General features: G+C 44.1%; 12 protein-coding genes. 7 read left to right on the top strand and 5 right to left on the bottom strand.

Annotation, left to right across the window (positions count from 1 at the left end; genetic code table 11):
- Positions 1–40: 40 nt before the first annotated feature.
- Positions 41–349 carry a transcriptional regulator BolA gene (bolA, locus tag HRQ85_RS22565; RefSeq protein WP_017064186.1) on the bottom strand — a complete coding sequence of 103 codons (309 nt, stop codon included), beginning with the start codon at positions 347–349 and terminating at the stop codon, positions 41–43.
- 174 nt (positions 350–523) lie between these two features.
- On the opposite strand from bolA, the gene HRQ85_RS22560 reads away from it, so the two are divergent.
- From HRQ85_RS22560 to HRQ85_RS22545, 4 genes are all read left to right on the top strand, one after another.
- Positions 524–1,675, top strand: coding sequence for a methyltransferase (locus HRQ85_RS22560; protein WP_172380658.1), 1,152 nt, complete (start codon positions 524–526; stop codon positions 1,673–1,675).
- Between the two features lie 66 nt (positions 1,676–1,741).
- On the top strand, positions 1,742–2,311 hold the full coding sequence (locus HRQ85_RS22555; RefSeq protein ID WP_017059907.1) for a YajG family lipoprotein: 570 nt from the start codon (positions 1,742–1,744) through the stop codon (positions 2,309–2,311).
- A complete protein-coding gene (locus HRQ85_RS22550; RefSeq protein ID WP_172380657.1) occupies positions 2,311–2,859 on the top strand; it encodes a peptidylprolyl isomerase in 549 nt (182 codons plus the stop codon). The genes HRQ85_RS22555 and HRQ85_RS22550 overlap by 1 nt, the downstream gene beginning before the upstream one ends.
- Positions 2,860–2,912: 53 nt before the next feature.
- Positions 2,913–4,271 (top strand): AmpG family muropeptide MFS transporter, encoded by a 1,359-nt coding sequence (locus tag HRQ85_RS22545; RefSeq protein WP_172380656.1) that lies wholly within the window; start codon positions 2,913–2,915, stop codon positions 4,269–4,271.
- Positions 4,272–4,349: 78 nt separating this feature from the next.
- On the opposite strand, the gene HRQ85_RS22540 is transcribed toward HRQ85_RS22545, so the two are convergent.
- A complete protein-coding gene (locus HRQ85_RS22540; RefSeq protein WP_172380655.1) occupies positions 4,350–5,696 on the bottom strand; it encodes a DUF4397 domain-containing protein in 1,347 nt (448 codons plus the stop codon).
- A 586-nt stretch (positions 5,697–6,282) separates the two neighbouring features.
- On the opposite strand from HRQ85_RS22540, the gene HRQ85_RS22535 reads away from it, so the two are divergent.
- The 3 genes from HRQ85_RS22535 (at position 6,283) to csdA (ending at position 9,442) form a co-directional block, all read left to right on the top strand.
- Positions 6,283–7,140 carry a nucleoside-specific channel-forming Tsx family protein gene (locus tag HRQ85_RS22535; protein WP_065584404.1) on the top strand — a complete coding sequence of 286 codons (858 nt, stop codon included), beginning with the start codon at positions 6,283–6,285 and terminating at the stop codon, positions 7,138–7,140.
- A 110-nt stretch (positions 7,141–7,250) separates the two neighbouring features.
- Positions 7,251–8,144, top strand: a complete 894-nt coding sequence (gene panE / locus HRQ85_RS22530) for a 2-dehydropantoate 2-reductase (protein WP_172380654.1) — start codon at positions 7,251–7,253, stop codon at positions 8,142–8,144.
- 86 nt (positions 8,145–8,230) lie between these two features.
- Complete coding sequence (csdA, locus tag HRQ85_RS22525; RefSeq protein ID WP_172380653.1) at positions 8,231–9,442, top strand: cysteine desulfurase CsdA; 1,212 nt, start codon at positions 8,231–8,233, stop codon at positions 9,440–9,442.
- A gap of 569 nt (positions 9,443–10,011) precedes the next feature.
- Here the strand turns inward: csdA and csdE are convergent.
- The 3 genes from csdE to mltA form a co-directional block, all read right to left on the bottom strand.
- The gene (gene csdE, locus HRQ85_RS22520) at positions 10,012–10,443 is read right to left on the bottom strand and encodes a cysteine desulfurase sulfur acceptor subunit CsdE (protein ID WP_046224553.1); all 432 of its coding nucleotides are present in this window, start codon (positions 10,441–10,443) and stop codon (positions 10,012–10,014) included.
- 37 nt (positions 10,444–10,480) lie between these two features.
- On the bottom strand, positions 10,481–11,290 hold the full coding sequence (tcdA, locus tag HRQ85_RS22515) for a tRNA cyclic N6-threonylcarbamoyladenosine(37) synthase TcdA (protein ID WP_065676375.1): 810 nt from the start codon (positions 11,288–11,290) through the stop codon (positions 10,481–10,483).
- Between the two features lie 113 nt (positions 11,291–11,403).
- A complete protein-coding gene (mltA, locus tag HRQ85_RS22510; protein ID WP_172380652.1) occupies positions 11,404–12,516 on the bottom strand; it encodes a murein transglycosylase A in 1,113 nt (370 codons plus the stop codon).
- Between the last annotated feature and the right edge of the window lie 15 nt (positions 12,517–12,531).

Below are 12,531 nucleotides of genomic sequence, written 5' to 3'. Positions count from 1 at the left end.
AAAGGCGGCATCACCACCTTTTGTCAATATGCTCGCTTTGTTACTTGCCACCACCCATACACATAGGGCTGTCTGGCACGTTATCGAGCTGCTTCATCCATTCATCTTTTGTATAAGTGTGAATGGACAGTGCGTGAATATTATTCGCTAACTCTTCTGAAAGAGCTTTATTTACCGCTCGATGACGAGCAATAAGACGCAATCCTTCAAACACATCACTGACAACAATCACTTTAAAATGACTCTCAGAACCGGCCGGAACATTGTGCATATAGCTCTCATTAACCACGTTTAAATGACTTGGTGAAAACTCATTGTGCAATTTTGTTTCGATAACTTCTTGGATCATTGTGATTCCTTAATAACGTATTGGCATTATCCGTGGGGTGAGTATAAACCCTAACAGGTCGAGTGTCTGAATATTTGATAGCGAATGGCATAGGTTTGGTTGAGTTTTTTCTATCTTGTTCAGCCTGCATTTGAGACAATATCTTTGTTATTTCTTACATAAGTATCTCAAGCAATGAAAACCGAACTTACCCTTCACGACAGAACTTTGACCTTACATCGTTTCCCGAAACGTTCAAATGAAACCCTTCAAGCTTGGGATGCGGGCGACGAATACATTATTAGCCATGTTGAAGAGATGAACCTTGAACCAGGCAAACACATCCTGATCATGAACGATAGCTTCGGTGCCCTATCGACTTGGTTCTCGAAAGATCATGATGTCACTATGATGAGCGACTCATTTATCTCTCACCGTGGTGCCCTGAAAAACTTGCAGCGCAATCAAACTAACCGAGTGAACTTCTTGAACACGATGGATGATATCCCACACGGTATCGATCTTGTGATCATGCAGCTGCCAAAAACAAATCGTCACCTAATCTGGCAACTGAGCCAGCTACGCCAAGCATTGCCTGAAGGCTGCCAAGTGATTGGCGTCAACAAGGTAAAAGAGATTCACACCTCTACGCTTAACCTATTCGAAAAATACCTAGGCGAAACCAAAACATCACTAGCGAAGAAAAAGCACCGCTTAGTACTCTCATCTCCAAACTGCCAGCCAATTCAAACGGTAGAGCCTTTTGTTGAATGGGATGTAGACGGTGAAGATATCCGATTGAAAAATTTACCAAATGTTTACTCAGGGGAAGCACTCGATCAGGGCGCTCGCTATATGCTAGAGCACATCCCTCAAGATCCTGAGCTGCGTCATATCATCGATCTTGGCTGTGGCAACGGTGTATTGAGTGTAAAAGCAGGGCAATTGAACCCACAAGCTCGTATCACCTGTGTGGATGAAAGCTTTATGGCGGTGGAATCGGCGCGCCAAAACGTCAAGGATAACCTTGGTGAAGAAGGCAACTTCCAGTTCATCGCCAATAACTGTTTAGATGGCTTCAAGAAAAACAGCACCTACTTAGTGATGTGTAATCCTCCATTCCATCAACAACAAGCGATTACGGATCACATTGCGTGGCAAATGTTCTGTGATGCAAAGCATGTTCTTAGCAATGGAGGCAAATTAATTGTTATTGGCAACCGACACCTCGGATACGATGTCAAACTAGCAAGACTATTTGGTGAAGCTAACGTTGAAACGCTTGAACTAAACCAAAAATTTGAGATATTACAAGCAACAAGAGAACCTGCGAATTTTAATAAATAAGCAGAAACGACTTCACAAGAATTTAAGATACCGAGCTTCTGGTGTGAATTTAGAAAGGATAAAGGAATGAAAAAACTGATTTTGGCTGCTTCTATTATGGCTTTGACAGCATGTTCAGCCCCTCAGCAAGAACAGATCAATGTAATGCCAGAAGCTTCACTAAGCTCAAGCAACCTTGTACAAGGCAAAACATACACACTAACCAGTAAAGATGTTCGTGCCGCTCAATATGTTGCATTGGTTGATAGTGGCCGTTCAAACATTCAGCCAATTCACGCTAAGCAAAACATGCGTATTTCTCTAGAAAACGCTGTGGCTCAACAGTTAGAGTCTCAAGGTTTTCGTGCAAGCGTAAACAGTGAAAACTCAATTGTTTTAGAAATTCAAGAAGCACTCGTTACCGTAGAACACACCATTATGGAAAACAAAATGGACGGTAAAGTAACGCTTGAAGTTACCGCGGAAACGCCTGAAGGCAAACTAGTTAAAACATTCAACGGTACTGCAACACGCACTGGTGCATTGAGCGCATCAAACGACGACATCTCTATGGTTCTTAATGACGTAATCAACTTGGTTCTTACTGAGATCGCTAACGACCAAGAGCTACAAACTTACATGAAGGAACGTTTCTAATGGGTCGTATTTTATCTTCTATCGCATTAATGCTAGTGAGTGTGAGCGTTTGGGCTGGTCCTAAAGTAAACGTGGAAACAACATTAGGCGACTTCATTATTGAGCTTAACCAAGAACAAGCACCGGTTAGCGCGGAGAACTTCCTAAAATACGTGGCAGACGGCAGCTACGAAGGTACTATCTTCCACCGTGTTATTCCTGGCTTTATGGCGCAAGGTGGCGGCTTTGATCAAGAGATGAATCAACAAGCAACTTACGCTCCTATCAAGAATGAGGGCAGCAATGGCTTGAAGAACGATACAGCAACAATCGCTATGGCTCGTACCAATGCGCCAGATTCTGCAACTCGTCAGTTCTTCATTAACTTCTCTGATAATGACTTCTTGAACGCAAAAGGTGGCAACCCAGGCTACGCTGTATTCGGCAAAGTAACTGAAGGTTTTGATGTTGTTCAAAAGATGGCAACGATTCCAACCAAGCGAATGGGCCGCATGTCAGACATCCCAGTCGACCCAATCGTCATCACTAAAGTGACCCTTCTTAAGTAATCCAATCTAACGCCCTTATTTCTTAAGGGCGTTTTTCTACACAAGGACGCCCTATGTCATCAGGCACTCCCTCTCTTTCTTGGATGCAGACTTTTCGCAGCTACCTAGATAAACGCCTACTTTGGGTGTTTATGCTCGGCTGTTCGAGTGGCTTCCCATGGGTTCTTATTGGATCCAACATGTCTGGTTGGCTAAAAGATGCAGGTTTAACGCGTGCTGCCATCGGCTACTTTGGTAGTGTGTTTGCCGTGTATGCAATTAACTTTCTATGGGCACCATTGGTAGACCGAGTAAAACTGCCGGTGCTTCACGCAATACTCGGCCAGCGCCGCAGTTGGATCTTTTTCTGCCAAACCATTGTTTTAATCGGTACCTTGTTCATCGCAGGCGTCAATCCCGCAGAGAATTTGGCGTTTACCTCAATATTGGCGCTCGCTATTGCCATTGCCTCAGCCACGCAAGACATCGCGATTGATGCATTTCGTATTGATACCTTCCCAAAATCCGAAGCATCAAAACTGCCGCAAGCTTCTGCAATGGCAGTGATGGGTTGGTGGACGGGGTATTCTCTACCAGGCTACCTTGCCTTTATTAACGCAGACTCAATCGGTTGGAATGGTGTGTATTACGGAATGGCAGGCGTCGTTGTCGTACTAATGCTGTTTACGCTTTTTGTCGGAGAGCCAAACACACAACGCGAAGCCCTGCAAGAACAGGCTCAGCAACGCCACAATAAGGTTATCGGTTCGAAAGTCGTGGCTTGGTTCAGTGTTACCGTGTTAGAACCGTTTTATGACTTCTTCAAACGAAACGGAGTTCAAGTTGCCATCACCCTACTGCTGTTCGTATTCCTATTTAAGATAGGTGAAGCCTTCCTAGGTCGTATGTCGATCACCTTCTATAAAGAGATAGGTTTTAGTAACGAACAGATCGGCCACTATTCGAAGTTAATTGGTTGGGGCGCAACCATATTCTTCACTTTGGTAGGCAGTGTCTTCAATGTGAAATTCGGTATTGTACGCGGACTGATGATTGGCGGTGTTGCAATGGCAGCCAGTAATCTAATGTTTGCGTGGATCGCTCAGACTGGCCCAAGTGAGACCTTGTTCTTGGCAACCATCATTGTCGATAACTTCACGACCGCCTTTTCAACAGTAGCTTTTGTCTCTTTCCTAACGTTATTAACAGGCCAAGCGTTTTCGGCAACACAATACGCCTTACTCGCATCCTTAGGTAACTTCGGTCGCACCACACTGGCTTCCTTCAGTGGTGAGTTGGTTGATTACCTCAATGACTGGTCAACCTTCTTTATACTTACTGCACTTATGGTGATTCCAAGTTTGATCATGCTCTATTCGTTACGCCACTTTTTCACAGATTTACTAGAAAAAGCGAAAACCAACCACGAATAAGAGAAAAAGAAGACAAAATAGAAAGAGGGTAGCATCACGCTACCCTCTTTTACTTTGCCACTAATGATTTAGTAAACACTAGTCTGTTGTATCACTCACAATAAGGTTGAAGCCTGTGCCAGCCGAATCGTCGATCGCCACAACTTGATACACCACGCCATCAGCTAATATCGCCTGTGCTGAATTAACCGCTATTGTTGATGGGTCACCTGCAACGGTAATCGTTACATAATAGGTTCCCGCTGCAACATAAATTCCATTCACATAATCTTTAAATTTCACATCACTCAGCGCAGGAGTGCTGCCAGCAATACCCGTATTCTCGGTCAAGTAAATATCAACCGAAGACGCAATTGGATTAGCCGCCGCGTGCGTAATATTCAATACTGCACTGGTCGCAACCGGGCGACGGTTTTCAGGAACAATCATAGGTTCCAAGTTGAGCGGACTTACTGTCCCTACCGCATAGATGCTGTAATCCATACCTGCAAATACAGCGACACCATCTGCATCTATCAGTGCATTAGTTGTAGTACCATCTGCAAAGATATCAATATCGTAACTTCCCACAGCTAAATCGATAAATCCTCGGATTTCCTTGAACATCAAATCAGCTAAAGGCGCAAAAGCCGAACCATTTACAAATGGGTCTACATCCGGAGCACCATCGACCAAATGCCCGACTCTTACTTCGGCAGTTTCTGCCATGTCATAGATTAACGATGATCCACTACCATCCATCACCATCAATTTTACTGGGGAAGCGCTATTGGAGTCAGCTCTTGGCACAGCCGCAATCGTTAGCTCGCTGCCGCCAGACAGAGTGATTTCTCCAGAGTCAAAAGCAATAGCACTGCCGCTCACGGTTTCTAATCTCACACGATATTGTCCTGCAGGGATATTGAGTACGTCAGTAAAATCTTTATAAGCTAAAGTCCCTAACGGTGCGCCCAATGGATCACTCGGCCCTGTCACATATAGGTTTACATCGCCAACTCCTGTTGCCGCGTGTACTACTTGCACATCTAGACTTGAACTGGTTGCCGTTCCTGCAGCAGGGCGAGTAACAACCAAAGCCTCTACAGGATTGTTGGATCCATCGGCGTCGCCTACAATCATCACGGTGTAATCTAAGTCACCGCTTAAATCGAATTGGCTTTGAGGGATAACAGTGGCCACTTCGTCACCTGGGAGTTGGACATCGACTTGAAGAGTTGTCTGTCCTTGACCTACGGAGGCGTATCCGGATGCTTGAGCATAATCGACATCGCTCCAACGAGCCTGACTATTGACTAGAACGTTAGCTAAAGGAGCATCTGGCGATGCATGTACAGCTTGTAGTTGAGTTGTTGATTCATCGTCGTCATCACACCCAACAATAAATAGGGCTGAAATTGCTACAGCGAGTATAGGTGAATATTTCATTGGTCTTCTCTCCAAAAAAGTTAGACCAGTTCGTCACACAAATGATTAGTCCAATAACTAATCTTTAAAAAGTATTTCAAAATCTAGTGCAGTGAACTGTCTTTAATTCTCCGTGATTCAAAAAGTAGCTAGGTTCAAATCCCTAGGCAGTCATCACATGAGTTGTCCATCAATTGATTCCAACTCCATTACGCTGTTGGTCAAAAATAGATCAAAGACAAGATTAAGAGGTGGTTTGAATGAGTCATTTTTTAAGAGAAAACGCTTAGAAAGGAATACTGTTGATTTTGATATGCATGTCACTCTAATTAGTAGAATCGTTTGCTTAGCGCAGTATTTCACCTATTTATCCACAAAATAATCGAATTTCACAAAATCAATAGAATTAGAGGTGCATCAAGATGCATTGCCATCTTAAAGTTCCATCATTTAGATCATTAGTGTGATCAAGTTCACCTTAATAATTGCAATTTTCATCGCGTCTCACTTTTATTTGAGAACAAAATCGCTATTATGCTCGGCATTCGGACATCATAAACACGCACGGATTAGCGGGTTATTCATTTTTAACATAGAGAGTTCCATTATGCGTAAATCACTTTTAACTCTTGCCCTACTAGCAGCAGCTTCTGCTCCAGTAATGGCAGCGGATTATTCTGACGGCGACATCCACAAGAACGATTACAAGTTCCTACAGTTCAACTTGATGGGTGCTTTTAATGAGAAAGGTGTTTCTGAGTCTACTCATGATTACCTAGAGATGGAGTTTGGTGGTCGCAATGGTATTTTCGATCTTTACGGCTATGTTGATGTATTTAACCTAACGTCGGACTCAAGCAGCGATAAAGCAAAATCTGAAAAAATGTTCATGAAGTTTGCTCCTCGTATGTCTATCGATGGCCTAACTGGTAAAGACCTTTCTTTTGGTCCAGTTCAAGAGCTATACGTTGCATCTCTTATGGAATGGGGTGGTGGTGGTGCTACTAACTGTGATGCTACAGGTTGTATCGATGGTAGCCCTGGTGTTAACACTCAAAAAATTGGTCTTGGTTCTGACGTAATGGTTCCATGGTTCGGTAAAATGGGTCTAAACCTTTACGGTACATACGACTCAAACAAAAAAGATTGGAACGGTTTCCAAATCTCGACTAACTGGTTCAAACCTTTCCACTTCTTCGAGAACGGTTCATTCATCTCTTACCAAGGTTACATCGATTACCAATTCGGTATGGATGAAGGTAAAGGGTATGCAACATCAAGCAATGGTGGTGCAATGTTCAACGGTCTTTACTGGCACTCAGATCAGTTCGCAGTTGGCTACGGTCTAAAACTATACAAAGATGTATACGGTTTTGCAGATGGCGAAGGCCTTCCATGGAATGCATCAGCACAAGCTGAGTCTTCAGGCGTAGGTCACTACGTAGCAGTAACTTACAAATTCTAATAGAACTTCTAAGAAAGTTTCCAAAATGGCACCCTCGGGTGCCATTTTTTATTGCTTTCATTTAATGCCTCGTTATCCTTGCAGCATCACTTTCTTATCTCGGTATTGCTGTGAACATCTCAATTATTGGGCCTGGAGCTATCGGCTCTTTGTGGGCTATCAAACTCTCTCAAGCGGGTCATAATGTGTCTTTGTGGAGTCGCTCCACTGATAACTCAATTGACGTATCGCTTGATGGACAAGCTTCACTTTCCTTCAGTAACAACAATATCGAGAAGCTATCAGAAAGTGACCTAGTGATCTTCACGGTCAAAGCTTGGCAAGTAGAAGAAGCCACCACTCCACTGCTTCAACACCTAGACCCTGACACCATTCTCATGTTCATGCACAATGGAATGGGCGCGGTCGACCATATAGAGACTCAAATTGATGCTCACCCAGTAGTATTGGCGACCACCACCCAAGCGGCATTCAAACCCAATCGCAACAATGTATCCCATACAGGAATCGGACAAACCCAGTTGGGTGCTTTTAACCTCAAAGGTCAACAGTGCACTTTTTTAGTTGATGTGTTGGAACACGCTTTACCTACCGTGAGTTGGAATCCTGAAATAAAAACGGCGCTATGGACTAAGCTCGCCATCAATTGTGCCATCAACCCACTGACCGGGTTGGAACAGATCAAAAACGGAGAGCTTGCTGACAAAAGATTTAGCGAAGCTCTGAGTTCTATAATTAAAGAACTCATGCAAGTGATGCAGGCTGAAGGTATTACTTGTTCATTTGACGAATTAGAGACAAGCGTCAACAAGGTTATTCAAGCGACAGCAAAGAACAATTCCTCAATGAAGCAAGATGTGTTTTACCAACGAAAGACAGAGATCGACTTCATTACCGGACACCTAATAAAGACGGCACTTAAGCATCAGATAGAGGTTCCTGTTAACCAAAAACTCTTCGATCAGGTTAAAGCACAAGAAAATAGCTGGAATCATCAAGATTAGTCAGCAACGGTTAACAAGTCGCGATAAAATAACGATACTGATCAGCATGACGCTGGCACCAATTTCCAAGATTTAGGTAAGAATAGATGCTTGATATCAATCACATCCGAGAGCAGTTTCCTGCGCTATCACAAACCATCAACCAACAACCGTTGATTTACTTAGACAGCGCGGCAACGACACAAAAACCTCAGGTGGTTATTGATGCTATTAGCCAATATTACTCCAAGCAAAATGCCAATGTTCACCGTGGCAGTCATAGCTTAACAGCTCAAGCAACCAGTCAATTTGAATCGGCTAGAGACAAGGTCGCTCAGTTTATTGGCGCGACATCGTCAAAAGAGATTATTTGGACTCGTGGTGCAACCGAAGCACTTAACCTGATCGCACAAACTTACGCAAGAAGCACGCTTCAACCTGGCGATGAGATCTTAGTCAGTGAAATGGAGCATCACGCCAACATCGTGCCTTGGCAAATTGTGGCTGAACAAACCGGTGCTAAAGTCGTGAAAGTACCAATGACATCAGATTGTGACTTTGACGTTGTTGCGTTTGACGCCCTTTTGAATGAACGAACTAAGATTGTTGCTCTGGCTCAGATAACCAATGTTACGGGTTCTCGCCAGCCCATTGAAACAGTTATCGAGAAAGCACATAAAATGAATGCAATTGTTGTGGTCGATGGCGCGCAAGGTATCGTTCATGAGCCCGTTGATGTTGCTGCTTTAGGGGCTGATTTCTACGTGTTCTCTGGACATAAGCTCTATGCTCCCGCTGGTATTGGGGTGCTTTACGGCAAGCTTGAATTGCTAGACGCGATGCCACCTTGGCATGGTGGTGGCAAGATGGTTGAACGCGTGTCTTTCTCTGGCACTACCTTTTCTGAACTGCCGGGAAAATTTGAAGCGGGCACGCCAAACGTGGCGGGAGCGATAGCATTAAGTACCGCAATAGAATGGTTAAGTGGTTTTGCTCAGCAAGATATCGAAAATCATATCCACCAGCTTCAGCACGAGACTTATCTTGCACTCAGTAAACTGGATGATATTCAGGTATTGGGTTATCAACCCAACGCAAGTGTGATTACTTTTGTGATGGATGGTGTTCACCATCAGGATATAGCGACGCTTTTGGATCAGCAAGGTATCGCGGTACGTGCAGGACATCATTGTGCTCACCCATTAATGGATGCACTTAATGTGAAAGGCACGGTTCGAATTTCATTTGGTATTTACAACAACATGGATGACGTTGATAAGCTTACAGCTGCGATAGAAAAAGCCGTTGATATGCTTTAGGGAGTGGCGAGACTAAGTTAGAAATCGTCATTCCAGAACTGAGGAACGAAATATCTGGAATCTCTAATAGCAAACTATCCAAACGAGATTCCCTATTACGCTCCTTCGTCGCTTTAGGGAATGACGAAATACAGTTAGAAATCGTCATTCCAGAACTGAGGAACGAAGTATTTGGAATCTCTAATAGCAATACTATCCAAACGGGATTCCCTATTACGCTCCTTCGCCGCTTTAGGGAATGACGAAACACAGTTAGAAATCGTCATTCCAGAACTGAGGAACGAAGTATTTGGAATCTCTAATAGCAATACTACCCAAACGAGATTCCCTTTTACGCTCCTTCGTCGCTTTAGGGAATGACGAAACACAGTTAGAAATCGTCATTCCAGAACTGAGGAACGAAGTATTTGGAATCTCTAATAGCAATACTATCCAAACGAGATTCCCTATTACGCTCCTTCGTCGCTTTAGGGAATGACGAAATACAGTTAGAAATCGTCATTCCAGAACTGAGGAACGAAGTATCTGGAATCTCTTTAAAGCACTACGATAAAAATGTATGGAGACAATTACAAGTTAGCGAGGTTCTTGATTTGCTCAACAATCGCTTTTAATCCATTACCGCGAGATGGGCTAAGGTGGGTAATTAGACCGATTTGTTCAAAGTAACCATCAATATCGAACGCTTGAACCTGCTCTGATGTTTTTCCATCATACGCAGCCATTACTAATGCAATCAGACCGCGAACGATACGCGCATCAGAATCAGCACAAAAGTGCCAAACACCATCGATATTCTGAGAAACCAACCACACTTGGCTTTCACAGCCAGAGACAATCACCTGCTCACTTTTCAGTTCATCAGGCATCGTTGGCAGTTTCTTACCCCATTGAATCACTTGGCGATAACGGTCTTCCCAGCCGCTGAATGTCTGCATTTTCGCGACAATATCATCACTGGTAATTTCAGTGCCGAATGGAGAGCTTGGGAATGTGGTCATTTTAATATCCAGTCGATTGTTAATTGAGTAGAAGACGTTACTTAGCGTGCTTTTGAATCAGCTTTTCGACGATACGTGAAACAGCCACAAAGCCAAACGTCGCTGTTACAACCGTTGCCGCACCAAAACCCGTCGCACAATCCATGCGTTTTGGACCTTCTGCTGTCGCTTTCGCAGCACATACACTGCCGTCAGCTTGAGGGTATTTCAGCTGTTCAGTTGAGAACACACAATCGATACCAAACTTACGTGCTGGATTCTTAGGGAAGTTATGATGACGACGAAGGGTATCTTTTAGCTTCTTCGCTAGCGGATCTTGAATCGTCTTAGTCAGATCAGCCACTTTGATTTGAGTGGGATCGATTTGACCACCCGCACCACCGGTGGTGATCACCTTAATTTTGTTGCTACGACAATATGCCAACAGTGAAGCCTTAGCTTTCATGCTATCAATCGCATCTAACACAAAGTCGAACTCTTTCGATAGGTATTCAGCCTGATTGTCTGGGCCGATGAAGTCGTCAACCAGGTTAACTTTACACTCAGGGTTAATCAGCTTAACGCGCTCTGCCATCACTTCGATTTTACTTTTACCAACGGTACCCGACATTGCGTGGATCTGACGGTTAATGTTAGTTACACACACGTCATCCATATCGATCAAAGTCAGCTCACCTAAACCAGTACGAGCAAGCGCTTCAACCGCCCATGAACCTACACCACCAATACCGATCACACACACGTGTGCTGCTCTAAGTATATCGACTTCACTATTGCCATATAGGCGACGAGTGCCACCAAATCGTTGGTCATAGTTTTCTGAAGCTGGAGTGGTCAATTCACGCATTGTTGCCGCCAATTTATTTCTGAGAAAAAGAAAAGAGTGCGTTTTATACGCACTCTTGAATAAAAAGTCTAGGGGATTAGCGATTCGCTTTCAATGCCCTATTTTATTGTCGCTTACTCAACCTTTTCAGGAGGCAAAGCCCAAGGCGCTTCGGTTGCGCTGCCATCTAAGCCAAGCTTCCACACACGACCAAAATGCTTGTAATGGCCCGCTTCGGTACCTGCTCGTGGGCCCATGCCGTGGTAAAGATCCAAATGGTTTTGCTTAACCGCGCCGCCCGTATCCAAAACCAGTAACAGTCTTAGTTGGTGGGCACCGCTCCAAGTACCATCAGCATTCAGTAATGGAACCTCAGCAAGAATCGGCGTACCCATAGGCAAGATAGAGCGATCGCCCGCTACCGCCGCCATTGGTAATAGAGGAATGCCCGCGCTACCTATCACAGATAGGTCGTCTCTCGCTTCAAAAAACACGAAAGATGGGTTTTGTTCAAGCAGCTCTTTCACTACTTCAGGGTCGTTTGCCAATACCCACTCTTTGATTGCTTTTAGCGACATTTTTTCGCGTGGAACTAAGCCTCGTTCAATCAGAACACGGCCAATGCTCACATAAGCTTTATTATTCTTACCCGCGTATGCGAAATACTGCAGCGTGTCATCATCACCGAAGTGCACAAATCCACTGCCCTGCACTTCCATCATAAATGGGTCGATACGGTTTGCTGAGTAACCTAATTCAAGGCCTTGACCTTCTAATGCACCGTTGTAAATATCTTCGCGTGTTGGACACTCTTTGCCACACTCAGGAAGCCCGTAAACAGGATAACGGTATTCTTCATTCGCTTCGTGGCGCAGTTCCATCACAGGAGAAAAGTAGCCAGTGAATAAAACATTGCCTTGCTTATCACCACCGCCTAGTTGAGCAGTTTGAACGCCAAAATTAGCGAGTTCGCTTGGATCTCCACTCAGCATCGCCCACTCATTGAGTTGTTGATAAAGCGGCTCATAGATTTTAGCCATCGAAGGGGATTTAGAAACCACCATCTCAGCTTGCTCTGCAAATGCGGTGTAGTCTCTTGGTTTATTGGATTCAACCTGATCGACCTTATTCAAGGTACGAGAAAATTCGTCATCAAGATGTTGTTGAGCAAGATCAGTGGGTTGAGCACAGCCAAATAGCAAAGAGGCAGCGACTAGGGGAAGCCATTTTTTAATCACAAGAGTCATCCTAAAAATTCTATG

The organism is Vibrio sp. Vb339, assembly GCF_902751245.1.
GTDB lineage: Bacteria > Pseudomonadota > Gammaproteobacteria > Enterobacterales > Vibrionaceae > Vibrio > Vibrio coralliirubri.
The sequence above is the reverse complement of the archived record's forward strand: the minus strand, read 5'-3'. Positions and strand labels throughout refer to the sequence as shown.

Coding starts and splice junctions, on each gene's coding strand:
- HRQ85_RS22535 (WP_065584404.1), top strand. CDS start 6,283: ATGCGTAAATCACTTTTAACTCTTGCCCTACTAGCAGCAGCTTCTGCT.
- HRQ85_RS22555 (WP_017059907.1), top strand. CDS start 1,742: ATGAAAAAACTGATTTTGGCTGCTTCTATTATGGCTTTGACAGCATGT.
- csdE (WP_046224553.1), bottom strand. CDS start 10,443: ATGACCACATTCCCAAGCTCTCCATTCGGCACTGAAATTACCAGTGAT.
- bolA (WP_017064186.1), bottom strand. CDS start 349: ATGATCCAAGAAGTTATCGAAACAAAATTGCACAATGAGTTTTCACCA.
- HRQ85_RS22550 (WP_172380657.1), top strand. CDS start 2,311: ATGGGTCGTATTTTATCTTCTATCGCATTAATGCTAGTGAGTGTGAGC.
- HRQ85_RS22545 (WP_172380656.1), top strand. CDS start 2,913: ATGTCATCAGGCACTCCCTCTCTTTCTTGGATGCAGACTTTTCGCAGC.
- mltA (WP_172380652.1), bottom strand. CDS start 12,516: ATGACTCTTGTGATTAAAAAATGGCTTCCCCTAGTCGCTGCCTCTTTG.
- csdA (WP_172380653.1), top strand. CDS start 8,231: ATGCTTGATATCAATCACATCCGAGAGCAGTTTCCTGCGCTATCACAA.
- HRQ85_RS22560 (WP_172380658.1), top strand. CDS start 524: ATGAAAACCGAACTTACCCTTCACGACAGAACTTTGACCTTACATCGT.
- HRQ85_RS22540 (WP_172380655.1), bottom strand. CDS start 5,696: ATGAAATATTCACCTATACTCGCTGTAGCAATTTCAGCCCTATTTATT.
- tcdA (WP_065676375.1), bottom strand. CDS start 11,290: ATGCGTGAATTGACCACTCCAGCTTCAGAAAACTATGACCAACGATTT.